Raw genomic sequence first — 22591 nt, 5'->3', positions numbered from 1 at the left:
TCCCGCCGATGCGCCCCCTCCGGATTGCCGCCGTCTCCGCCCTGGCCGCCATGCTGGCCGCATGCGCCGGCGGCCCGGGCCTGCGCATCGACACCTCGGTGGAGGCGCTCAGCCAGAGCAGCCGGGTACGCCAGGTGGTGCTGCATTACACCTCGGCCGAATCCGCGCGTTCGCTGGCCCTGCTGTCCCGCGGAGAAGTCAGCTCGCACTACCTCGTCACCGACGCATCCGAACCGCGCGTGTACCGGCTGGTCCCCGAGGAGCGCAGCGCGTGGCACGCCGGCGTCAGCGCGTGGCAGGGCCAGCCCTCGCTGAATGCCACCTCCATCGGCATCGAAGTGGTCAACCCGGGCTGGACGGCAGGCCCGGACGGCACGCGCCTGTGGCATCCCTACACGCCCGCGCAACGCCGCGTGCTGATCCAGTTGCTGCAGGACATCATCCGCCGCCACGACATCGCGCCGGAGAACATCGTGGGCCACAGCGATGTGGCGCCGCAGCGCAAGCTGGATCCGGGCCCGCTGTTCCCGTGGCGCGAACTGGCGCAGGCCGGCATCGGACGCTGGTACGACGAGGCCGGCGCGGCCGCGCACCTGGCGCGCCTGCAGGCCGGGCCCCTGCCCGACGTGGCGTGGTACCAGCGGCAACTGCAGCGCCTGGGCTACGAATGCCCGCAGCACGGCACGCTGGACCGGGCCACGCGCAACGTGCTGGCGGCCTTCCAGATGCACTACCGGCCGGCCCGGCACGACGGCGAACCCGACGCCGAGACGGCGGCCATCATGCTGGCCATGCCCTAGCGTCCTGTCCCGGCGGCAGGCCGCCTCCAGCGCGCCGCCAGCCGCCAGCCCAGCAGCACGGCCAGCACGGCGCCGTACAACAGGGGTTCCTGGAGGTCATTCTTGCCCGCCTTGTGCCACCAGAAATGCAGGATGGCCAGCAGGCCTATGGCATACACGCTGCGGTGCAGGGTCTGCCAGCGCTTGCCCAGCCTGCGCATGGCCGCCTGGGTGGACGTGGCCGCCAGCGCCGCCATGAGCACGAAGGCGGCGAAGCCTGCCGTGATGAAGGGCCGTTCGACCACGTCGCCCAGCATGGACGACGGGTCCAGGCCGCGATCCCACCAGACCCAGGCCATGAAATGCAGGGCGCCATAGAAGAAAGCGTACAGGCCGCACATGCGGCGCAGCCGCACCAGCGCCGGCTGGCCGGTGAGCCGGCGCAGCGGCGTGATGGCCAGCGTGACCAGCAGGCATACGAGGGTCCAGGTTCCCGAGGAACGGGTCAGGAACTCCACGGGATTGGCCGTGAGGCCGCCCTGCATGCCCAGCCACACCCAGCGGGCGAAGGGCAGCAGGCCCAGCAGGAACAGCCACGGCTTGAGCCGATCGACCGAGCGGGCGCTCAGCCCCGGCCGCAAGGCCGGCTTGACGGGAACATCCACGCGCGACTCCCTTCAGGCCTGCGGCCTCAGTAATTGGCCTTCAGGTCCATGCCGGCGTACAGCGAGGCAACCTGTTCGGCATAGCCGTTGAACATGAGGGTCTTGCGCTTGGGCGTGAACAGCCCGTCCTCGCCGATGCGCCGTTCGGTGGCCTGGCTCCAGCGCGGATGGGGCACGTCGGGATTGACGTTGGCATAGAAGCCGTACTCCTGCGGCGCGGCCCGCATCCAGGAACTGACGGGCTGCTGTTCGACCAGCCGTATCGCCACCAGCGACTTGGCCGACTTGAACCCGTACTTCCAGGGCACGGCCAGGCGCAGCGGCGCCCCGTTCTGGTTGGGCAGCAGCTTGCCGTACAGGCCGAACACCAGCAGGGTCAGCGGATGCATGGCCTCGTCGATGCGCAGCGCCTCGACATAGGGCCAGTCGAGCACGCCGGCGCGCACTCCGGGCATGGACTCGCGCTGCACCACCGTGACGAATTCCACGTACTTGGCATTGCCGGTGGGCGCCACCTGCTCGAGCAGCGCGGCAAGCGGATAGCCCACCCAGGGGATGACCATGGACCAGCCCTCCACGCAGCGCAGCCGGTAGACGCGCTCTTCCATGGGGGCCAGCTTGCGCAGCGCGTCGATGTCGAAGGTGCGCGGCTTGCCGGCCTCTCCTTCGACCCGCAGCGTCCAGGGTTCGGTAACCAGCCGGCCGGCATGCTCGGCCGGGTCCGACTTGTCGAGCCCGAATTCGTAGTAATTGTTGTAGGAGGTGATGTCCTCGAACGACGTGGGCTTGTCCATGATGGCGTAGCGGGGATCGCGCCGGCCGGGCAGCGCCTCGCCGGAAGCCGCGCCGGCCACCGCCGGGCCGGGCCATCCGCCGCCCAGCCCGCCTGCGGCCAGGGCCGCGGCGCCGGCCAGCCACTGGCGACGGGAGCGCCAGACGGGTTCCGGCGTGATTTCGGATGGGGGAATGGCGTCGGGCTTGCGTAGGAACATGGATGTCTCCGCCTGGGACGGCCCGCCGGACGCACAGCGACGGCGGACGGGCGGCGCGCCGCCCGGATGCCGCACGGTGCGCCTGAAGCCGTTGTGACCACGGCCGGAGGCGAACGTTCCCGGCCGCGTATCAGGCGCCGGTGCGCTCGAGCAACCAGCCCGACAGCGCGGCCACGCTGTCGACCAGCCCCTGGGGCTCGCAACCCAGCAGCTCGGCCGGGGTGTGGGCCCCATAGGTTACGCCCAATCCGTGCACGCCGGCATTGGCCGCCATCTGCAGGTCGTGCGACGTGTCGCCCACCATGATCACATCCTCCGGCGCCACGCCGAGTTCCTCCATCAGCTCGTGCAGCATGGCCGGGTGCGGCTTGCTGAAGGTTTCGTCGGCGGTGCGCGTGGCCGCGAACGTCTGGCGCAGGCCGGTGGCCGCCAGGGCCCGGTCCAGGCCTACCCGGCTCTTGCCGGTGGCCACGGCCATGCGCACATTGCGTGCGGCGAGATCCTGCAGCAATTGCGGCGCGCCGTCGAACAGGCGCAGTTCGGGATCGCGCAACAGGTAGTGGATGCGGTAGCGCTCGAGAAAGCGGGGCACCATGGCCTGGGTGAGTTCGGGCACCGCGCGGCGCAGCGCGCTCTCGAGCGACAGGCCGATCACCCAGCTGGCCGCCGAGGCCGAGGGCACCGGCAGTTCGAGGTCGCGGCAGGCTCCCTGGATGGCCGCCACGATGCTGTGGGTGGAGTCCATCAGGGTGCCGTCCCAGTCGAACACCACCAGCGAATACGTCTTGGTCACGCCCCCTCCAGTCGATCCAGTAGTTCGCGGCACGCCGCGGGCAGCGCCGCCTCCAGCTGCAGAAGTTCGCCGGTCAGGGGATGCGGCAGGCTGAGCCGGTGCGCATGCAGGAACATGCGGCCGAACCCCTGCCGGGCGAAGCGCTGCCGCACCTCATCCGTCCCGTATTTGTCGTCGCCGACGATGGGAAAGCCGCTGGCCGCCAGGTGCACCCGGATCTGATGGGTGCGGCCGGTGCGCAGTTCCGCATCGAGCAGACTGTAGCTGCCGTAGCGCCGCTGCAATGTGACGATGGTGTGCGCCGCCTGGCCGTTCTCGCGGTCCACGCGCACCCGGCGCTCGCCCGAAGCGGTGGTCCACTTGGTGAGCGGCAGCCGGATGTGCTGCCGGTCGTTCACCCAGTCTCCCTCCACCAGGGCATAGTAGTGCTTGCGTCCCCCGCCCTCGCGCAGCATGGCGTGCAGGGCCAGGAGCGCGCTGCGCTTCTTGGCCACCATGAGCAGGCCGGAGGTGTCGCGGTCGAGGCGGTGCACCAGCTCCAGGAAGCGGGCCTCGGGCCGGGCGGCGCGCAACTGCTCGATCACGCCGAAAGACACGCCGCTGCCGCCGTGCACCGCAACGCCGGCGGGCTTGTCGATCACCAGCAGCGCCTCGTCCTCGTGCACCACCGGAAATTCCGCGGCGGGCACCGGACGCGGCGCGCCGGGGTCGGGCAGCCGCAGCGGCGGCACGCGCACGGTATCGCCCGATGCCACGCGGTAGTCGGCCTGGACCCGTCCCTTGTTCACCCGCACCTGGCCGCCCCGGATGGCCTTGTAGATGTGGCTCTTGGGCACCCCCTTGCACAGTCGCAGGAGGAAGTTGTCGAGCCTCTGGCCGGCGTGCTCTTCCCCCACCTCGACCAGGCGGGCGGCGGGCGGTACGGCAGGCGAGGAAGTTTCTTTGCGCATTGCGGAAAGCAACATATAATCGGGACAGCCTTGAGGGGCTGAACCAGCCGCCTGGCGTAGAGATGCATGAAGACGCGTCTCCGTCGAGCGCGTGGGCCGCCATTGTACTGCCTGCTCGTTCAGCTCCGGGGTCTCCCGGTCGCCGGCGCACACACGCCCTGTCGGATGGTGGTGTGGCACGCATTGCCCGCCTTCCTGCCAGGTTCGTTGCAAGCCGCAAGCGGCTCTGAAGCACTGCAAGAATCGTCGCGTTTAGATTTAGATGAAGCACCAGGTGCGCGCCGGCCTCGAGCCGGACGCATCTGACGTTCCCAGCAACCCTTCCGTCAACCACGTTCAGTGAACCTGACCCCCCTGCTGAAAGAACCCCGTGCCCTATCAGGGCACGATGTGCCCGCCTGACCCGCGGCGGATACGCCCGGGCACAGCCCGGGTACGGTCCGCACCCCTCTTGCCGCTTCAGCCGCAGACCGAGTGACCCGGAGGTCACGCGCCGATATCGATCGGCGCGTCCTGACTACGGAGAATCGCACTCATGAAGCGCATGCTGTTCAACGCAACGCACCAGGAAGAACTGCGCGTTGCAATCGTCGACGGTCAGAAACTGATCGACCTCGACATCGAGACTGCCGGGCGCGAACAGCGCAAGGGCAACATCTACAAGGGCGTCATCACCCGCATCGAACCCGGCCTGGAAGCCTGCTTCGTCAACTACGGCGAAGACCGCCACGGCTTCCTGCCCTTCAAGGAAGTCGCGCGCAGCTACTTCAAGGAAGGCGTCGACGTGCGCACCGCGCGCATCCAGGACGCCCTGCGCGAAGGCCAGGAACTCATCGTCCAGGTCGAGAAGGAAGAGCGCGGCAACAAGGGCGCCGCCCTCACCACGTTCATCTCGCTGGCCGGCCGCTACCTCGTGCTCATGCCCAACAATCCCCGGGGCGGCGGCGTGTCGCGCCGGGTGGAAGGCGAAGACCGCCAGGAACTGCGCGAGACGATGGACCAGCTCGAGGTGCCCCAGGGCATGAGCATCATCGCCCGCACGGCCGGCATCGGCCGCAGCGTCGAGGAACTGCAATGGGACATGTCCTACCTGATGCAGCTCTGGACCGCGATCGACAGCGCCGCGCGCGAGAACGCCGCGCCCATCCTGATCTACCTCGAATCCAGCCTGGTCATCCGGGCCATCCGTGATTATTTCTCGCCCGAGATCGGCGAGATCCTCATCGACACCGACGAAATCGCCGACCAGGCCACCGCGTTCATGAGCGTGGTGATGCCCGACAACGTGCAGCGCGTCAAGCGCTACCGCGACGACATCCCGCTGTTCTCGCGCTTCCAGATCGAACACCAGATCGAGACGGCCTATTCGCGCACCGTGCAGCTGCCCTCGGGCGGCGCCGTGGTCATCGACCACACCGAGGCGCTGGTCGCCGTCGACGTCAACTCGGCCCGCTCGACCCGGGGTGCCGACATCGAGGAAACCGCGCTGCGCACCAACCTGGAGGCGGCCGAGGAAGTGGCCCGCCAGCTGCGCCTGCGCGACCTCGGCGGACTGATCGTGATCGACTTCATCGACATGGAAGAGTCCAAGAACCAGCGCGCCGTCGAACAGCGCCTGCGGGACGCCCTCCATTTCGACCGCGCCCGGGTGCAGATGGGCAAGATCTCCCGCTTCGGCCTGATGGAACTGTCGCGCCAGCGCCTGCGCCCCGCCCTGAACGAGGGCTCGCACATCACCTGCCCGCGCTGCAACGGCACCGGCGTGATCCGCGACGCCGAGTCCAGCGCCCTGCACGTGCTGCGCCTGCTGCAGGAAGAGGCCATGAAGGAAAACACCGCGGCGGTGCATGCGCAGGTGCCGGTCGAGGTGGCCACCTTCCTGCTCAACGAGAAGCGCGCCGACATCGCCAAGATGGAAGCCCGCCTGAAAGTGAACCTGGTGCTCATCCCCAACAAGCACCTCGAGACCCCGCACCACCACCTCGAACGGCTGCGCCATGATGATCCGCGCCTCGAGGAGACCAAGACCAGCTTCGAACTGGTCGAGGCGCCGGCCGCCGACGTGGTCTGGTCGCCGCGCGAACAGGAAGCCAAGGCCAAGCCGGAAGCGCTGGTCAAGGGCATCACGCCGGCCCAACCCGCACCGATCTCCGCTCCGGCGGCCGCGCCTGCCCCGGCCCCGGCCCCTGCCACCGTGGGCGGCTGGTTCAAGCGCCTGACCAACTGGCTCACCGGCGGCGCCGGCGCCAGCGCCCCCGCCGCCGAGCCCCAGCCCGAAGAGCCGCGCCGCCCGGCCGGCCGCGGGCGTCGCGCCCATGACGGCCAGGAGCGCCGCGGCGAACGCCACGGCTCCGAGCGCCGGGGCCGTCGCGGCGAAGCCGGCGAGGCCGATACCGGCCGCCGCAACGGCCGCCGCCCCGAGGAGCGTGCGGAACGCCCGGCCCGCGCCGAGCGCGACACCGCCGTCCAGGCGGAACGTCCCGTGGCCGCCCTGGAGAACCCCGAGGAGGCCGCCACCGCCAGCCGCAATCGCAACCGCAACCGCCGCGGCCGCGGCCGCCGCGAGGAAACGGCCGCCGTGCCGGCCGAGCAGGAAGGCCAGGTAGCGGCTCCGGTCACGGCCGCGGCTGCCGCCGCAGCCGCGCCGCTGGCAGCGCAGCCGGAAACCGAAGCCTCCGTCCCGGAGACCTTGGAAGCCGCCGATGCCGGCGCCATGGATGCTGGCGAAGCCGGCGCCGACCCCGAGCGCAAGCGTCGCCGTCGCCGCAGCCGCCGTGGCCGCCGCAATGGCGACGAGGCGGCCGCGATGGCCGGTGCCGAGGGGATCGAACCCCTGGACGGCGCCGACGACGCCGTTTCCGGAGAAGCACCCGCCGTGCCGCAGGACGCCCCGCTGGAGGCAGCCGCTGCCGACATCGCAGCAACGGACGTAGCGGCTATCCAACCCGAGGCCGCGGACCAGGCCGAAACCGTCCAGGCCGCAGCCGTTGCTTCCGACGTCGAACCGGAACCCGTAGCGGCCGCCGAACCGTCGGCGGATGCCGAGACGATCGCAGGCGCCGAAACCCTGGCCGCCCCTTCCGAACCGCAACCCGTGGCGACCGAGCCCGTGCCGGTGACGGCGCAAGCCGCCGAGCCGGCACCCGAGACGGCCGCGGACGAGCCGCCCGCGCCGGCTGCCGAACCCACGGTACGTGCCGAGCCCGCCGCCGAACCGGCGCCCGAGCCGGTGGCCGCGGCCCCTGCCGAAGCTGCAGCGCCGGCGCCTGCCGTTGCTGCCCCGGCCGCCGCGCCTGCCCCGGCCCCCGCGGCCGCGCCGCAGCGCGCCGAGCCCGCCCAGGACCTGCAAGCGGTGCTGCGTGCCGCCGGGCTCACCTGGGTGGAAACCGATCCGGAGCGCCATGCGCAGACCCAGTCGCGGATCGCCTCCAGCAGCACGCCCCAGCGCCTGGGCCGGGAACGCAAGCCGGTGACGCCGGTATCCAGCGCACCGTTGCAGCAAGTGGAAACCCGTCACTGAACCGCTGCCCCGGGTGGCTGACACCCGGAGCAGGCCTGCATGGACGAACAAACCGCCGGGTGCAAGCCCGGCGTTTTTTTTTGCGCCGCGCGGGCGCTGCGCTGCGTCAGGCCGAGGCCGCGTCGCGCAGGCCGGCCATGGCAAAGGCCCATAGCGCATCGGCCAGCCTGGCCGGGTCGGCGGCATACAGCGCCTGGATGGGCGTGTCCTGGTCGCGCCCCGCCAGCAGCAGCACCAGGCAGGGCGACAGCACGCTCAGCACCAGCTGGGTCATGCGCGCATCGTGCGGGGGCACGCCGGTGATGTCTGCCAGGATGCCCGACAGGACGTCGAACTTGGGCTGCGTGTTCTCGCGCATGACGCGCGGCAGCAGCGGCGAAGGCGCCAGCACCTCCCGCGCCCACACCCGGATGGCCCAGTTCCCGCCATCGAGTATGTTCACCACGAGCGCGTGCAGGAACGCCCTGAGCTTCTCGGCCGGCTCGCGCGCATCGCCGGCCAGGCCGCGCACGAAGTCCAGGCTGAGGATGCGCTCGTGCACCGCCTGGAGCACAGCCAGGTACATGCCGTCGCGGCTGCCGAAATGGTAATTGATGGCTGCCAGGTTCACGCCAGCCCGCTCGCAGATGGCCTTGCTGGTGGTGCCGGCATAGCCGCGTTCGGCGTACAGCCGGCCCGCCGCCTCGACGATGCCGGCCCGCGTGCTGTTGCCGTCGGCGCGGCGCTGGCGGCTGGCCGGTTGGCGGGAGTTGCGGAGACGGGCGGAATTCATGGGTGACGGCGATGGCAGACGTGATGACGCCCAGTATAATTGAAATCGAAATTTCAATTATACTTTTGCGACACCACTCAGGGACGCCACCTATGACCCGAAAACGCCTGCTGGCACTGGTTCTCGTCGCACTCGTCGCCGTCGCCGGCTTCTATGCCTGGCGCAGCCTGCGACCCGGCGCAACGGATGGCGAACTGGTCCTCTATGGCAATGTCGACATCCGCCAGGTATCGCTGGCCTTCGAGGGCAGCGAGCGCGTGGCCGAGATGCGGGTCGAGGAAGGCGACCGCGTTTCCGCCGGCCAGGTGCTGGCCCTCCTGGATACGCGCACCCTGGCGCTGCAGCTGGCCCGGGCCGATGCCCAGGCCGCGGCCCAGGAGCAGGCGCTGCTGGCCTTGCGCAACGGCAGCCGGCCCGAAGAGATCGCCCAGGCCCGCGCCCAGGCCGGCGCCGCGCAGGCCGAGCTCGAGCGGGCCCGCCTGGCCTTGAAGCGCCTGCAGGCCACGGCCGCCAGCACCGGGGGCCGCGCGGTCGGCGCGCAGGACCTGGACGACGCCCGCGCCCAGCTCCGGGTGGCCCAGGCCCAACTGGAGGCCCGCCAGCAGGCGCTGAAGCTGGCCGTGGCCGGCCCGCGCGCCGAGGACCTCGCGCGCGCCCAGGCGCAGTTGCAGGCCGCACAGGCGGAACAGGCCCTGCTGCGGCACCGCATCGCACAGGCGGAGCTGCGCGCGCCCCAGGCCGCGGTGGTGCGCTCCCGGCTGCTCGAACCCGGCGACATGGCCTCGCCCCAGCGGCCGGCCTACACCCTCGCGCTGACCGATCCCAAATGGGTCCGCGCCTACGTGAGCGAGCCCCGGCTGGGCCATGTGCGCCCCGGCATGGCGGCCCGCGTCTACACCGACAGCGCACCGGACCAGCCCATCGCCGGCCGCGTGGGCTTCATTTCGTCGGTGGCGGAGTTCACGCCGAAATCGGTCCAGACCGAAGCGCTCCGCACCGACCTCGTCTACGAAATCCGCATCCTGGTCGACGATCCGCAGGACACGCTGCGGCTGGGCATGCCCGCCACCGTGCGCATGGCCCTCGATGCTGCGCCGGACGCCGGCCGGGACGGCCCATGAATCCCGCTGCCCGAGCACAGGCCGAGGCCGTAGCAGGTGAGAGCGACGCGCCGGTCGTGCTGGCACGCGGCATCGGCAGGTCGTTCGTCGAGCGCGAAACGCGGCGCACGATCCAGGCGCTGCACGACATCACGCTGGATGTCCCGCCGGGCACGCTCACGGCGCTGGTGGGCCCCGACGGTGCGGGCAAGACCACCTTCCTGCGGCTGGTGGCGGGATTGATGCGGCCGCAGGAAGGCCGACTGCAGGTTCTGGGCCTGGACGTGACCAGCCAGCCACAGGCCGTGCAGGATCGCATCAGCTACATGCCCCAGCGCTTCGGCCTGTACGAAGACCTCAGCGTGCAGGAAAACCTCGACCTCTACGCCGACCTGCATGCCGTGCCGGCCGGCGCGCGCCGCGAGCGCTTCGCGCGCCTGCTCCACATGACCGACCTGGCCGCGTTCACGGCGCGCCCGGCAGGCAAGCTCTCCGGCGGCATGAAACAGAAGCTCGGCCTGGCCTGCACGCTGGTGCGCTCGCCCGAACTGCTGCTGCTCGACGAGCCCACGGTCGGCGTCGACCCGCTGTCGCGCCGCGAGCTGTGGGACATCGTGCAGCAGCTGGTCGACGACGAACGGCTCACCGTCCTGCTCTCCACGTCGTACATGGACGAGGCAGAGCGCTGCGCGCGCGTCTACGTGCTGCACGAGGGCCGCATGCTGGCCGGCGGCACGCCGCAGGATATCCGCAGGCACGCCGACGGCCTTTGCTACGACGCCGACCCGCCGGCAGGCGAACCGGCGCGCCGGCTGCAGGCCCGGCTGCTGGACGACGACGCCGCGGTGATCGATGCCGTGCCGCGCGGCGGACGCGTGCACCTCATCGCGCGGCCCGACGCGCAGGAGCCGGCGCTGGTCCGGCTCGCCGGCGCTGCGCAGGCCGTGGAAAGCCGGCTGGAGGATGGCTTCATGGTGCTGCTGCGCGCCCGCAGCGACGACGCCGCGCCCGATGCCGCCGGGCTGGAGGCCGGCACGCCGGCAACCAAAGACGCGCAGGACGACGCGCCGGTGATCGAGGTCACCGACCTGGTCCGGCGCTTCGGCGACTTCGTGGCGGTCGACCGCACCACGTTCAGCGTGCGCCGCGGCGAGATCTTCGGCCTGCTCGGCCCCAACGGCGCGGGCAAGACCACGACCTTCCGCATGCTGTGCGGACTGCTGCCGGCCAGCGGCGGCCAGGCGCGCGTGGCCGGCATGGACCTGCGCAAGGCGCGGGCGCAGGCACGCCGGCGCATCGGCTACGTATCGCAGAAATTTGCGCTCTACGGCAATCTGTCGGTGCGCGAGAATCTGCGCTTCTTCGGCAGCGCCTATGGGTTGCGCGGCGCCCGGCTGCAGGCGCGCATGCAGGCCGTGCTGCGCCAGTTCGACCTGCGCGGCCACGAGGCCCAGCCCGCCGGCCAGCTGCCCGGCGGCGTCAAGCAGCGGCTGGCGATGGCGGTGGGCCTGCTGCACGAGCCCGAGATCCTGTTCCTCGACGAGCCCACCAGCGGCGCCGATCCGCTGGCCCGTCGCGCGTTCTGGCGCCGCATCACCGCCCTCGCCGGCGGCGGCACGACGGTCGTGATCACCACGCATTTTATGGAAGAGGCCGAATACTGCGACCGCATCGTGATCCAGGACGCGGGCAAGCTGCTGGCACTGGGCACGCCGCAGGAAATCCGTCGCCAGGCGGGCGAAACCCCCGGGCGCCGCCTCGACATGGAGCAGGCGTTCATCGGCATAGTCCAGCAGGGCCGGACAGCCCGCAGCACAGGCCAGGAGGCCGGCCATGGCGCCTGACGCCGTTCAGTCGGGAGGATTCTGGCGCCGCCTGCTCGCGCTGATCCGCAAGGAATTCCGCCAGTTGCTGCGCGACCGCAGCAACCTGCTGATCGGCGTGGGCCTGCCCATCGCGCTGATCCTGATCTTCGGCTATGGGCTGTCGCTGGACGTGCGCGACGCGCGGGTCGTGGTGGCGCTGGAAGACGGCGCGCCCGCCGCCCGCGACATGGTCGCCGGCCTGGAAGGCTCGCGCTATTTCTCCGCCACCGTGGTGCGCTCCCTGGCCGAGGCGCGCCAGGCCATGGACGCGCACGAGGCCGACGCCCTGCTCCACCTGCCCGCCGACTTCTCCCGCCAGCTGGCCGGCGGTAGCGGGCGGCTGCAGCTGCTGCTGCAGGGTGGCGACCCCATACGCGCGGCGGCGATCCGGGGCTATGTGGAAGGCACGGTGGGTCTCTGGGCACAGAAACAGGCCGACCGGCGCGGCGAGACGGGCGCCGGCAACGGCGTGGTCGTGGTCGACCGGATGTGGTTCAACAGCGCCAACAACAGCACCTGGTACCTGGTGCCCGGCCTGATCGTGCTCATCATGACGCTGGTGGGCACCTTCCTCACGGCACTCGTGATGGCCAGGGAATGGGAGCGCGGCACGCTGGAGGCGCTGTTCGTCACGCCCGTGCGGCCTACCGAAGTGCTGCTGGCCAAGATCGTGCCCTACTTCCTGGTGGGCCTGGCCGGCCTGGCCATGTGCCTGGCGACGGCGCGCTGGCTCTTCGGCGTGCCGTTCCACGGCTCGCTGCTGGTGCTGCTGGCAGCCAGCACGATCTACATGGTGGTGTCGCTGGGGATCGGCCTGCTGATCTCCGCGTTCACGCGCAACCAGTTCCTGGCGAGCCAGATCGCCATCCTCGCCAGTTTCCTCCCCGCCATGATGCTGTCCGGCTTCGTGTTCGACCTGCGCAACGTGCCGGCCGTGGTGCGCATGGTGGGGCACCTGCTGCCAGCCACGTACTTCATGGAGCTGGTCAAGACCCTCTTCCTGGCGGACACCTACTGGCCGCTGGTGCTGAAGGACTGCGGCATCCTGCTGGCCTACGCCGTGGCGCTGCTGGCGCTGGCGCGCGCCGTGACGCGCAAACGGCTGGACTGACCACGGCGCACCGACATGCTCGACTACCTCCACCAGCTCGCCAATCTGTGCCGCAAGGAATTCCTGGCGGTGGTCAAGGATCCGGCCAACCGGGTGATCCTGATCGTGCCCGTGATCCTCCAGAGCCTGCTGTTCGGCTACGGCGCCACCTTCGACCTGACCAACGTGCCGTACGCCGTGCTGGACCAGAGCCGCAGCGAGCAATCGTCGCGCCTGCTGGCGCGGCTGGACGGCACCGGCGCATTCCAGCGCGTGGCCACCCTGCAGGCGCCCTCGCAGATCGCCGACGTGGTCGACTCCGGCTCGGCCCTGGTGGTGCTGCATTTCGCCGCCGATTTCGAGCGCCGCCTGGCGGCCGGCGAGCCTGCCGCGCTGCAGGTGATACTGGACGGGCGCAACTCCACCACCGCCAGCAATGCCGCCGCCCAGATCCAGTCGGTGGTGGCCAGCTTCAACGCCGGCCTGCCCGGCGCGGGCCCGCCGCCCGTCACGGTGCAGAGCCGCGCCTGGTACAACCCCAACCTGGAGACGCGCTGGAACATCATGCCGGGCCTGATCGCCTCGCTCAGCATGATCCAGGTGATGATGCTCGCCGCCCTGTCGGTGGCGCGCGAACGCGAACAGGGCACCTTCGACCAGCTGCTGGTGACGCCGGCCACGCCCGGGCAGATCATGATCGGCAAGGCGCTGCCCGCCATCGCCATCGGCCTGGGCCAGTCGCTGATCGTGGTGCTGATCGCGCGCTACTGGTTCGGCGTGCCCATGGCCGGCAACGTGTACGCGCTCACCCTGGGCCTGCTGCTCTTCACCCTGGCGGTGGTGGGAACCGGCCTGTCGATCTCGGCGCTGTCCGACAACATGCACCAGGCCATGCTCTACACCTTCGTGCTGCTGATTCCCCTGGTGCTGCTTTCCGGCCTGGCCACGCCGGTCCGGAACATGCCCGAAGGGTTCCAGATCGCAACCTACGCCAACCCGCTGCGCTTTGCCATCGACCTGGTGCGCCGCGTCTACCTGGAAGGCGCCACGCTGGCCCAGGTGTGGCACGACTTCATACCATTCATCTGCATCGCAGCCATCACCTTGCCGCTGGCATCGTGGCTGTTCCGCAACCGACTCGCCTGACCGGGATATCCCATGCGCCTGCAGCCCCTACCCTCGCGCGCCCGCCTCCTCATCGCCCTGCTTGCCGGACTGGCGGGCTGCGCCAGCGTCGGCCCCGACTTCGAACCGCCGCAGGCCGATGCGCCCGCCGACTGGCAATCGCGCCCGGGCAGCGCGCCCGAGCTCGCCGGTTCGCTGGAACCGCGCACCGACACGCTGCCTGCGCAGTGGTGGACGGTGTTCCGCGATCCCACGCTCGACGCCCTGCAGCAACGGGCGCTGCAGGCCAGCCCCGACCTGCGCACCGCCGCGCTGCGCTTTGCCCAGAGCCGGGCGCAACGCCGCATCGCCGCTTCGCAGGTCCTGCCGCAGGCCGACCTCAACGCCCAGGCCACGCGCCAGCGCCAAAGCGAGAACGCCGCCGAGACACGGCTGGTCAACGCCATCGGCGGCGCCCAGGCCCCTGCGCTGGTGGAACTGCTGAGCGACCCGTTCGACCTGTACCAGGCCGGCTTCGACGTCAGCTGGGAACTGGACCTGTGGGGCCGGGTACGGCGCTCGGTGGAAGCGGCCGACGCGAGCATCGAGGCCGCCGGCGCCAGCCTGGACGATGCCCGCCTCACGCTGTCCAGCGAACTGGCCCGGGCCTATTTCGAGCTGCGCCAGGTGCAGCGCCAGGAGGCGCTGCTGGCGCGGGAAACCGCCCTGGCCGACGACATTGCAAGCCTGCTGCAGGCCCGCGCCGCGCATGGGCTGTCGAACCAGGATCCACCGCTCGCCCAGCAGGGCCGGCAGTCCGGTCTCCAGGCCCGGCAGGCGGCGCTTCAGGCCCGCCGCGCCGCGCTCATGAACCAGATCGGGCTGCTCACCGGCGACGCCCCCGGGCAGTTGAACCTGCTGCTGGCACCGCCGGACGTGGCGCTCGACGACACTGCCGCCACCATGCTGCCCGACCTCTCGCTGGGTCTGCCGGCCGACCGCGTGCGCCGCCGGCCCGACGTCCGGGCCGCCGAGGCGCGCCTGCATGGGGCCACCGCCGAGATCGGCGTCGCGATCGCCGACCTCTATCCACGCATCGCGCTGGGCGCCGGCGCCGGCTTCCAATCCATCGCGTCGGGCGAATTCGGCGAATGGGGATCGCGCAACTGGCAGCTCGGCCCGGTGCTGAGCCTGCCGCTCTTCGACCGCGGCCGCCGCCGCGCCACCGTGGCGCTGCGCGAGTTGCAGCAGCAGCAGGCCGCCGCCGAATGGCAGCGCAGCGTGCTGGCCGCGTGGCAGGAAGTGGACGATGCCTTGAACGGCTATGCCGCCGAACGGCTGCGCAACCAGGCGCTGCGCAGCCGATACGCCGCTGCCCGGCAACAATGGGAACTGGCGCAGGCGCGGGCTCGCAACGGCCTGACGGACGCAATCGCGCCGCTGCGGGCCGAGCAGGCCTGGCGGCAGGCGCAGGAAGAACTGGTGCAGAGCGATGCCCGCCTGCAGACCGCGCTGGTGACCGTGTACAAGGCGGTGGGCGCAGGCGGATGAGGCCGGATGCCCGGCCGCTGCGTCAGAACTGGTAGGTGTAGGTGAGCTGGACGACGTCCAGGCCGGGATTCGGCTTCTTGATGCTGGCGTTGGAGAAATGCGAGTAGCGCAGGCCGACGCGGTTGTTCCTGTCGAGCAGGAAGCCCAGGCCGACGTGGTCGCCGAACTGGTAGGCCGTGCTGATCTGCTTGTCGGCGAAGGTGGTGTGGTTGAACAGCGTGGCGCCGATGCCTGCCTCGATATAGAAGCGCTCGCCGGTCCACCAGCGGAACATGGGGATGGCATTGAGCTGCCAGGCGTTGCTGCGCCAGCGCGAGCCATCGGCCCACCAATAGGCGCCGCCGAGTTCGGCGGTGAGATCCACGCGGCCCCAGTTGCCCCCGAACTGGTAGCTCCAGAGTGCCGGGGTCTCGTAATGCAGCTCCACGCGCTGGTAATGATCGCCCTTGCCGTAGTTCAGGCCGATGCCGCCCTGGGTCTGTGCCTGGGCAGTGGCGGCAGCACCGGCGAGGGCCAGGCCGGCTACCGTGACGAGCAAGCGCTTCTTATTGAGGCTATACATGGAAACTCCAAACCGGAAATTCTGATAAGAACGCGATCAAAATAGCAGAAAACGCACACGCGCCCGCGTGCGGATTGTAGGAAATCAGCAACAATTCCAGGTAAATCAGACATGCGGCGAAGCAATCGCGCGCGATCTTTGCACCGGTGGAAAGATCGCGCAGCCGCGCCGCGCCCGCCTCAGGCAGCCACGACCACGTCGGCCGGCTGATTGGTGAGCAGCGCCAGCAGGCGGGCGATCTCCTCGCGCAGGTGGCGGCGGTCGACCACCATGTCGATGGCGCCCTTCTGCAGCAGGAACTCGGCCCGCTGGAAGCCCTCCGGCAGTTTCTCGCGGACGGTCTGCTCGATGACCCGCGGCCCGGCAAAGCCGATCAGGGCCTTGGGCTCGGCAATGACCACGTCGCCCATGAAGGCGAAGCTGGCCGACACCCCGCCCATGGTGGGGTCGGTGAGCACGCTGATGAACGGCAGCTTGGCCTGCGCCAGCCGCGTCAGCATGGCGGTGGTCTTGGCCATCTGCATGAGCGACAGCAGGCTTTCCTGCATGCGCGCCCCGCCGGAAGCGGCGACGCACACGAAGGGGGTGCGGTTGTCGAGGGCGGCCTGCACGCCGCGCGCGAAGCGCTCGCCCACCACCGAACCCATGGAGCCGCCCATGAACTCGAACTCGAAGCAGGCCAGCACCGCGGGGACGCTGCGGATGGAGCCGCTCATCACGATCAGCGCATCGGTTTCGCCGGTCTGCTTGATGGCTTCCTGGATGCGCTCGGGATACTTGCGGGTGTCCTTGAACTTCAGGGTGTCGACCGAGCGCGTGGTCTGGCCGATCTCGACGCGGCCCTCGAGATCGAGCAGCGAATCGATGCGCGCCCGGGCGCCGATGCGCATGTGGTGGTCGCACTTGGGGCACACGTGCAGATTGGCGGCCAGGTCTTCGCTGTAGAGCACCGACTCGCACGACGGGCACTTCACCCACAGCCCCTCGGGCACGCGGCGGGGACCGCTTTCGCTGGTCTTGTTGATGCGGGGCGGAAGGAGTTTTTCGATCCAGCTCATGTTTTTGTCGTCCCTAGTACAGGGCGCGGCGCCGCTCAGGCGGCGGGCGCGATGGATTTCTCGGAATTGCCGTCGAGCGCGGCGCGGATGCTTCCCAGCCATGTTCCCGCAGCGGCCACGGCGGCTTGGGTGCGGGCTTCGGCCGGCGCGTCGGCTACCGCGCGCTCGATGGTTTCGATGAGTTTGCTGCCGATCACCACGGCGTCGGCATGCCGGGCGATGCGCACGGCGCTGTCGGCGTCGCGGATGCCGAAACCCACGCCGACCGGGATCTGCACGTGGCGGCGGATGACGGCAAGCCGGGCCGCCACGTCGTCGGTATCCAGGGTGCTCGAGCCGGTGACGCCCTTGATGGACACGTAGTACACGTAGCCGCGCGCCACCTGGGCCACCGCGCGGATGCGCGCATCGGTGGAGGTGGGCGCGAGCAGGAAGATCGGCGCAATGCCGCCCGCCTCGAGCATGGCGGCGAATCCGGTGATCTCCTCGGGCGGATAGTCGACGACCAGCACGCCGTCGACCCCGGCCCCGCGGGCACGATCGGCGAAGGCCTGCTGCCCCATGCGCTCGATCGGGTTGGCATAGCCCATGAGCACCACGGGCGTGGCGGCATCGCCGCGCCGGAATTCGGCGACCAGGTCCAGCACCCGCCCCAGGCCCACGCCTTGCGCAATGGCGCGCTCGGCGGCACGCTGGATGACCGGGCCGTCGGCCATGGGGTCGGAGAACGGCACGCCCAGTTCAATGATGTCGGCGCCGGCCTGCACCAGCGCATGCATCAGCGGCACCGTGGCCTGCGGGGAAGGGTCGCCTGCCGCGATATAGGGGATCAGGGCCGCGCCGCGGCCGGCCTCGCGCGCCCGCGCAAAGGCGGCGTCGATACGATTGGAGGAAGTCGTCATGGAGTCTAGAACGTGATGCCCGAGCGCTCGGCCACGGTGTGCATGTCCTTGTCGCCGCGGCCCGACAGGCTCACCAGGATGATCTGGTCCCTGGGCAGGTCGGGGGCCATCTTCACGGCCTGCGCGATGGCGTGGGCCGATTCGAGCGCCGGCATGATGCCCTCGATGCGGCAGCAATCGTGGAACGCCGCCAGCGCCTCGTCGTCGGTGATGCCCACATACCGGGCACGGCCGCTGTCCTTGAGCCAAGCATGTTCGGGCCCCACGCCGGGATAGTCGAGCCCGGCCGAGACCGAGTGGGTTTCCTGGACCTGGCCGTCGGCGTCCTGCATCACGTAGGTGCGGTTGCCGTGCAGCACGCCCACGCTGCCCGCGGCCAGCGAGGCGGCGTGGCGGCCGGAATCCATGCCCTCGCCCGCGGCCTCGACGCCGATCAGCTGGACCGATTCGTAGGGCACGTAGGGATGGAAGATGCCCATGGCGTTGGAGCCGCCGCCCACGGCCGCGACCACGTAGTCGGGCTGGCGCCCCGCGGATTCGGCCATCTGCTCGATGCACTCCTTGCCGATCACGGTCTGGAAGTCGCGCACCATGCGGGGATAGGGATCGGGGCCGGCCACGGTGCCGATGATGTAGAAGGTGTTCTCGATATTGGCGACCCAGTCGCGCATGGCTTCGTTGAGGGCGTCCTTCAGGGTGCGCGACCCGGAATCCACCGGCACCACGGTGGCGCCCAGCAGCTTCATGCGGTAGACATTGGAGGCCTGGCGGCGCACGTCTTCGCTGCCCATGTAGACCACGCACTCCATGCCGTAGCGCGCCGCCACGGTGGCGCTGGCCACGCCATGCTGGCCGGCGCCGGTTTCGGCGATCACGCGCGGCTTGCCCATGTGTCTGGCCAGCAGCGCCTGGCCGATGCAGTTGTTGATCTTGTGCGCACCGGTGTGATTGAGGTCTTCGCGCTTGAACCAGATCTGCGCACCGCCCAGCTCCTCGGACCAGCGGCGGGCATGGTAGACCGGGCTGGGCCGGCCCACGAAATGCTTGAGCTCGTCGTGATAGGCCGCGATGAAAGCGGGATCGACGCGGCAGCGGTCGTAGGCCGTGCGCAGCTCGTCGAGCGCGTGCATCAGCGTTTCCGCCACGAACACGCCGCCATACGGGCCGAAATGGCCCTGGGCGTCGGGGAGGTCGTAAGGTTTCACCAGTTTCTCCGGGGTGCGGCGGCGACGGCCTGCAGGGTGGAGGCAGCTGTCGGGCCCTGGCGCCGCACCGGTTGTGCAGCCGGCCATTTTACCCGAGCGCCGCCGTGCGCCCCAGCCGCGACCGGACTACAGCGACTCGCCCAGCCGCCGCAGGAAGCGCTCGCAGCTGTCGAGCTGCTCCAGCGCCACGTATTCGTCGGGCTTGTGGGCCTGCTCGATGTGGCCCGGGCCGCACACCACCGTGGGGATGCCCATGCCCTGGAACAGCCCGGCCTCGGTGCCGTAGGCCACCTTGCGCACCCCGCGGTCCTGGGTGAGGGCCCGCACCAGCGCCGTGATGGCGGCCTGCTCGGAAGCCTCCAGGGCGGGCGCGGCCGCGCCGGTCTCGATCTCGATGCGCGCATCGGCGTATTCGGCCTGCATGCGCGGCAGGAGCTCCTGCTGCACGTAGCGCTCGATGTCGTCCTGGATGTCGGAGGCGGCCACGCCCGGCAGGTTGCGGAATTCGTACGCGAATTCGCAAAGCGCCGGGATGGTATTGACGGCGATGCCGCCCTGGATCTGGTTGGTGGTGACGGTGGAGAACGGCACGTCGAAGTGCTCGTCGTACGGGCCCTTGGCCTTGAGCGTGTCGGCCAGGTCGCGGATGCGGCAGATCAGGCGGGCGGCGTACTCGATGGCGTTGCACCCGCGCGGCGTGAGCGACGAGTGGGCCGCCTTGCCGTGCACGCGGCAACGGAACAGGTTGATGCCCTTGTGGGCCACCACGACCTGCATGCCGGTGGGCTCGCCCACCACGCACCCCTCGGGCAGGATGCCGCGGTCACGCAGGTCGGCCAGCATGTACGGCGCGCCCACGCAACCGATTTCCTCGTCGTACGAATAGGCCAGGTGCAGGGGTTTCCTGCGCGGCATGGCCAGGAATTCCGGAACCATGGCCAGCGAAGCCGCGATGAAGCCCTTCATGTCGGCGCTGCCCCGGCCATACAGCAGGCCGTCCTTTTCCACCAGCCTGAACGGGTCGGTGGTCCAGGTCTGGCCGTCGACCGGCACCACGTCGGTATGGCCGGACAGCACGATGCCGCCCTGCTCGCCGCCATCGTGGGCGGGCAGCGTGGCGAAGAGGTTGGCCTTGGTGCGCTCGGGATTGTGCACCAGCCACGCCTCGATGCCCTGGCCCTTGAGCCAGTCGCGGACGGTTTCGATCAGGGCCAGGTTCGAATTGCGGCTGGTGGTGTCGAAGCCAACCAGCGTTTCCAGCCAGGTGCGGGCGTTCATGGGCATGATCTCGGACCAAAGACAGAAGTGTATCGCCCGGCGCGGCCGCGCGCCTCGGGGTCAGCCCGGGGGGCCGTGGCCATGGGTTCGCTGCCGGCGCGCCGCCCGGGCCAAGGCCGCGCCGTCAGCGGCGCCTGGCCTCGGTGACGCCCGGCACGTCGGAAAGAGCGTCCAGGGCCTTGTGCAGCGACTCGCCGCCGCGGACCTCCACGGTGAACACCATGTGGGCGAGCGATTGCCGGCTCTGCGTGTTGACGCCCACCACGTTGAGCCGCAGCCGTGCAAAGACCTCGGACAGGTCGCGCAGCAGACCCGGACGGTCGTGCGCGCGCACGCTGACGTCCACCGGATAGTAGGTCTCGGCGGTATGGCCCCAGGCCACCTCGATGACGCGCTCGGGTTCGCGCGCGGCCAGCGCCCCGAAGCTGGGGCAGTCGGTGCGGTGGATGGAAACGCCGCGCCCCCGGGTGACGAAGCCGCCGATGGCATCGGGCGGCGCAGGACGGCAGCAGCGCGCCAGCTGCGTGAGCAGCGACCCCACTCCCACCACCAGCACCCCGCTCTTGCCGGTGGCCTCGGCACTGTCGGCGCGCGCATGGCGCAGCACCTTGGGCTCGGCCTCCGCCGCGGGCGCCGGCTGCTGGAACACGGCGTCGATGTGCCGCAGGCTGAACTCTTCCTTGGCCGCGGCCACGTAGAGGTCGTCGGCGCGCGCGAAGCCCAGGCTCTGGGCCAGCTGCTCGAGGTTGACGGCCGTCTTGCCGAGCCGCTGCAGCTCTTTCTCGACCAGTGCCTGCCCCTGCGTGATGCGCTGCTGCAGCTCGATGGCGTTGAACCACATGCGCACCTTGGAACGGGCCCTCGGACTGGCCAGGTAGCCCAGCTGCGGATTCAGCCAGTCGCGCGAGGGGCCGCCCGCCTTGGCGGCGATGATCTCCACCGTCTGGCCGGTGGACAGCCGCGTATTCAGCGGCACCATCTGGCCGTCGACGCGAGCGCCCCGGCAACGGTGCCCGAGGTCGGTGTGCAGGTGATAGGCGAAATCGACCGGCGTGGCGCCGACCGGCAGTTCGATCACCCGCGCCTGCGGCGTGAGCACGTAGATGCGCTGGTCGTCCGGCGCCTGCGCGACCGGCGCGGCGCCTGCCTGGAGGTCGGTGTTCCAGGCCAGCAGCTGGCGCATCCAGGCGAGCTGGCGATCGTAGTCGCTGGCGGCCGCAACCTGGCCGCCCCTGGCTCCCGACTCCTTGTAGCGCCAGTGGGCCGCCATGCCGTACTCGGCGAACTGGTGCATTTCGCGCGTGCGTATCTGCACTTCGAAAGGCCGGCCGTCGTCGTCGGCCACCACCGTGTGCAGGGAGCGATAGCCATTGGGCTTGGGCCGCGAGATGTAGTCGTCGAACTCGTCCGCCACGGGCGTCCACATCTGGTGCACCAGTCCCAGGGCGTTGTAGCAGGCGCGCACGTCCTCGACGATGACCCGCAGCGCCCGCACGTCGTAGAGCTGCGAGAAATCCAGGCCCTTGAGGCGCATCTTGTTCCAGATGCTGTAGATGTGCTTGGGCCGGCCGCTGACCTCGGCGCGGATGCCCGCCGCCGCGAGCGCCGACTGCAGGCGTTCGATGGCGCGCTCGATGAAGGCCTCGCGCTCGACGCGCTTCTCCTCCAGCAGGCGCGCGATCTGCTTGTAGCGGTCAGGTTCGAGGAAGCGGAAGGCCAGGTCTTCCATTTCCCACTTGATCTGCCAGATGCCCAGCCGGTTGGCCAGGGGCGTGTACAGGTCCAGGGTTTCCTGGGCGAAGCCCGGCAGGCAGGGCTGCTTGCTTTCCGCATGCCAGCGCAGGGTCTGCAGGCGTGAAGCCAGGCGCATCAGCACGATGCGCAGGTCGGCGGCCATGGCGAGCAGCATCTTGCGCTGCATTTCCTTCTGCGAGCCGGTGTCGGCGGCGCTGTCGCTGGCTTCGCGGGCCACCACCCCCAGGCGCAGCAGCGCACGGGCGCCCTGCACCAGCCGCGCGACCTCGGCGCCGAACTCCTGGGCGACGGGATCGTTGCGCAGCGGCGGAGGGAGGGCATGCGGGTCGTGCGGCAGCGAGGCCAGCAGCGCGGCCACCCGGGTGGGCAGGTCGGAGTGCAGGTCGGCCAGCAGGCGGACCACGCCGGCGGCATGGCTGGCCAGGGGTTCCCCGGTGAGCGCGAGCTGCCCCTCGAAACGGGGCTCGGCCCATGCGGCAGCCTGCGCGATGCGCTGCGCCGCCGCCTCGTCGAGGCCTGCGGTTGCGGCCTGCCGCCAGGCTGGACCGAACGGCGAGGACATTGCAGGATCGTGGGGGGCAGACATCGTGCGACCAGCCGGTGTTCGAAGAATATTATCCCTGTGGCCCGCCGACATCCAGGGCGGCTCC

18 protein-coding genes are annotated in these 22591 nt (G+C 70.3%); 7 read left to right on the top strand and 11 right to left on the bottom strand.

Going from position 1 to position 22591, the window contains the following annotated elements:
* Positions 1-8 precede the first annotated feature (8 nt).
* Positions 9-800, top strand: coding sequence for an N-acetylmuramoyl-L-alanine amidase (locus ACYBYQ_RS05840; protein ID WP_459617685.1), 792 nt, complete (start codon positions 9-11; stop codon positions 798-800).
* On the opposite strand, the gene msrQ is transcribed toward ACYBYQ_RS05840, so the two are convergent.
* From msrQ to ACYBYQ_RS05820, 4 genes are all read right to left on the bottom strand, one after another.
* Positions 797-1444 (bottom strand): protein-methionine-sulfoxide reductase heme-binding subunit MsrQ, encoded by a 648-nt coding sequence (gene msrQ / locus ACYBYQ_RS05835; protein ID WP_459617683.1) that lies wholly within the window; start codon positions 1442-1444, stop codon positions 797-799. The two genes, ACYBYQ_RS05840 and msrQ, sit on opposite strands and share 4 nt — an antisense overlap.
* Before the next feature lie 26 nt (positions 1445-1470).
* A complete protein-coding gene (gene msrP, locus ACYBYQ_RS05830) occupies positions 1471-2436 on the bottom strand; it encodes a protein-methionine-sulfoxide reductase catalytic subunit MsrP (RefSeq protein ID WP_459617681.1) in 966 nt (321 codons plus the stop codon).
* A gap of 130 nt (positions 2437-2566) precedes the next feature.
* On the bottom strand, positions 2567-3181 hold the full coding sequence (locus ACYBYQ_RS05825) for an HAD-IA family hydrolase (protein WP_459618713.1): 615 nt from the start codon (positions 3179-3181) through the stop codon (positions 2567-2569).
* 44 nt (positions 3182-3225) lie between these two features.
* The gene (locus ACYBYQ_RS05820) at positions 3226-4194 is read right to left on the bottom strand and encodes an RluA family pseudouridine synthase (RefSeq protein ID WP_459617679.1); all 969 of its coding nucleotides are present in this window, start codon (positions 4192-4194) and stop codon (positions 3226-3228) included.
* Between the two features lie 520 nt (positions 4195-4714).
* Here ACYBYQ_RS05820 and ACYBYQ_RS05815 point away from each other — a divergent pair.
* The gene (locus ACYBYQ_RS05815) at positions 4715-7699 is read left to right on the top strand and encodes an Rne/Rng family ribonuclease (RefSeq protein ID WP_459617677.1); all 2985 of its coding nucleotides are present in this window, start codon (positions 4715-4717) and stop codon (positions 7697-7699) included.
* A 106-nt stretch (positions 7700-7805) separates the two neighbouring features.
* On the opposite strand, the gene ACYBYQ_RS05810 is transcribed toward ACYBYQ_RS05815, so the two are convergent.
* On the bottom strand, positions 7806-8471 hold the full coding sequence (locus ACYBYQ_RS05810) for a TetR/AcrR family transcriptional regulator (RefSeq protein ID WP_459617675.1): 666 nt from the start codon (positions 8469-8471) through the stop codon (positions 7806-7808).
* A 92-nt stretch (positions 8472-8563) separates the two neighbouring features.
* Here ACYBYQ_RS05810 and ACYBYQ_RS05805 point away from each other — a divergent pair, with 92 nt between their 5' ends.
* Genes ACYBYQ_RS05805 through ACYBYQ_RS05785 form a run of 5 tightly spaced genes read left to right on the top strand, consistent with a single transcriptional unit; the run spans position 8564 to position 15181 of the window.
* Positions 8564-9592 carry an HlyD family secretion protein gene (locus ACYBYQ_RS05805; RefSeq protein ID WP_459617673.1) on the top strand — a complete coding sequence of 343 codons (1029 nt, stop codon included), beginning with the start codon at positions 8564-8566 and terminating at the stop codon, positions 9590-9592.
* The gene (locus ACYBYQ_RS05800; protein WP_459617671.1) at positions 9589-11415 is read left to right on the top strand and encodes an ATP-binding cassette domain-containing protein; all 1827 of its coding nucleotides are present in this window, start codon (positions 9589-9591) and stop codon (positions 11413-11415) included. The genes ACYBYQ_RS05805 and ACYBYQ_RS05800 overlap by 4 nt, the downstream gene beginning before the upstream one ends.
* Positions 11405-12547 carry an ABC transporter permease gene (locus tag ACYBYQ_RS05795; protein WP_459617669.1) on the top strand — a complete coding sequence of 381 codons (1143 nt, stop codon included), beginning with the start codon at positions 11405-11407 and terminating at the stop codon, positions 12545-12547. Before ACYBYQ_RS05800 ends, ACYBYQ_RS05795 begins: the two co-directional genes overlap by 11 nt.
* A 15-nt stretch (positions 12548-12562) precedes the next feature.
* Positions 12563-13672, top strand: a complete 1110-nt coding sequence (locus tag ACYBYQ_RS05790) for an ABC transporter permease (RefSeq protein ID WP_459617667.1) — start codon at positions 12563-12565, stop codon at positions 13670-13672.
* A 12-nt stretch (positions 13673-13684) separates the two neighbouring features.
* A complete protein-coding gene (locus ACYBYQ_RS05785) occupies positions 13685-15181 on the top strand; it encodes an efflux transporter outer membrane subunit (RefSeq protein ID WP_459617665.1) in 1497 nt (498 codons plus the stop codon).
* A gap of 22 nt (positions 15182-15203) precedes the next feature.
* Here ACYBYQ_RS05785 and ACYBYQ_RS05780 read toward each other — a convergent pair whose 3' ends face one another.
* From ACYBYQ_RS05780 to ACYBYQ_RS05755, 6 genes are all read right to left on the bottom strand, one after another.
* Positions 15204-15743, bottom strand: coding sequence for an acyloxyacyl hydrolase (locus ACYBYQ_RS05780; RefSeq protein ID WP_459617663.1), 540 nt, complete (start codon positions 15741-15743; stop codon positions 15204-15206).
* A gap of 179 nt (positions 15744-15922) precedes the next feature.
* Positions 15923-16801, bottom strand: a complete 879-nt coding sequence (gene accD, locus ACYBYQ_RS05775; protein WP_459617661.1) for an acetyl-CoA carboxylase, carboxyltransferase subunit beta — start codon at positions 16799-16801, stop codon at positions 15923-15925.
* A gap of 35 nt (positions 16802-16836) precedes the next feature.
* Positions 16837-17703: a tryptophan synthase subunit alpha gene (trpA, locus tag ACYBYQ_RS05770; RefSeq protein ID WP_459617659.1), complete on the bottom strand. Its 867-nt coding sequence runs from the start codon at positions 17701-17703 to the stop codon at positions 16837-16839.
* A gap of 5 nt (positions 17704-17708) precedes the next feature.
* On the bottom strand, positions 17709-18908 hold the full coding sequence (gene trpB / locus ACYBYQ_RS05765; protein ID WP_459617657.1) for a tryptophan synthase subunit beta: 1200 nt from the start codon (positions 18906-18908) through the stop codon (positions 17709-17711).
* A 126-nt stretch (positions 18909-19034) separates the two neighbouring features.
* Complete coding sequence (gene argE, locus ACYBYQ_RS05760) at positions 19035-20186, bottom strand: acetylornithine deacetylase (protein ID WP_459617655.1); 1152 nt, start codon at positions 20184-20186, stop codon at positions 19035-19037.
* A 124-nt stretch (positions 20187-20310) separates the two neighbouring features.
* Entirely contained in the window at positions 20311-22527 is a 2217-nt protein-coding gene (locus ACYBYQ_RS05755; RefSeq protein ID WP_459617653.1) for a RelA/SpoT family protein, read from the bottom strand.
* Positions 22528-22591: the final 64 nt, after the last annotated feature.

This window comes from Bordetella sp. 2513F2, from assembly GCF_054642735.1.
This window is presented reverse-complemented; position numbering and strand designations above follow the sequence as displayed.

Excerpts from the sequence above, each read along its gene's own strand:
- ACYBYQ_RS05840 (WP_459617685.1), top strand. The coding sequence starts at position 9 with ATGCGCCCCCTCCGGATTGCCGCCGTCTCCGCCCTGGCCGCCATGCTG.
- msrP (WP_459617681.1), bottom strand. The coding sequence starts at position 2,436 with ATGTTCCTACGCAAGCCCGACGCCATTCCCCCATCCGAAATCACGCCG.
- ACYBYQ_RS05825 (WP_459618713.1), bottom strand. The coding sequence starts at position 3,181 with ATGGACTCCACCCACAGCATCGTGGCGGCCATCCAGGGAGCCTGCCGC.
- ACYBYQ_RS05820 (WP_459617679.1), bottom strand. The coding sequence starts at position 4,194 with ATGTTGCTTTCCGCAATGCGCAAAGAAACTTCCTCGCCTGCCGTACCG.
- ACYBYQ_RS05815 (WP_459617677.1), top strand. The coding sequence starts at position 4,715 with ATGAAGCGCATGCTGTTCAACGCAACGCACCAGGAAGAACTGCGCGTT.
- ACYBYQ_RS05810 (WP_459617675.1), bottom strand. The coding sequence starts at position 8,471 with ATGAATTCCGCCCGTCTCCGCAACTCCCGCCAACCGGCCAGCCGCCAG.
- ACYBYQ_RS05805 (WP_459617673.1), top strand. The coding sequence starts at position 8,564 with ATGACCCGAAAACGCCTGCTGGCACTGGTTCTCGTCGCACTCGTCGCC.
- ACYBYQ_RS05800 (WP_459617671.1), top strand. The coding sequence starts at position 9,589 with ATGAATCCCGCTGCCCGAGCACAGGCCGAGGCCGTAGCAGGTGAGAGC.
- ACYBYQ_RS05795 (WP_459617669.1), top strand. The coding sequence starts at position 11,405 with ATGGCGCCTGACGCCGTTCAGTCGGGAGGATTCTGGCGCCGCCTGCTC.
- ACYBYQ_RS05790 (WP_459617667.1), top strand. The coding sequence starts at position 12,563 with ATGCTCGACTACCTCCACCAGCTCGCCAATCTGTGCCGCAAGGAATTC.
- ACYBYQ_RS05785 (WP_459617665.1), top strand. The coding sequence starts at position 13,685 with ATGCGCCTGCAGCCCCTACCCTCGCGCGCCCGCCTCCTCATCGCCCTG.
- ACYBYQ_RS05780 (WP_459617663.1), bottom strand. The coding sequence starts at position 15,743 with ATGTATAGCCTCAATAAGAAGCGCTTGCTCGTCACGGTAGCCGGCCTG.
- accD (WP_459617661.1), bottom strand. The coding sequence starts at position 16,801 with ATGAGCTGGATCGAAAAACTCCTTCCGCCCCGCATCAACAAGACCAGC.
- trpA (WP_459617659.1), bottom strand. The coding sequence starts at position 17,703 with ATGACGACTTCCTCCAATCGTATCGACGCCGCCTTTGCGCGGGCGCGC.
- argE (WP_459617655.1), bottom strand. The coding sequence starts at position 20,186 with ATGAACGCCCGCACCTGGCTGGAAACGCTGGTTGGCTTCGACACCACC.
- ACYBYQ_RS05755 (WP_459617653.1), bottom strand. The coding sequence starts at position 22,527 with ATGTCTGCCCCCCACGATCCTGCAATGTCCTCGCCGTTCGGTCCAGCC.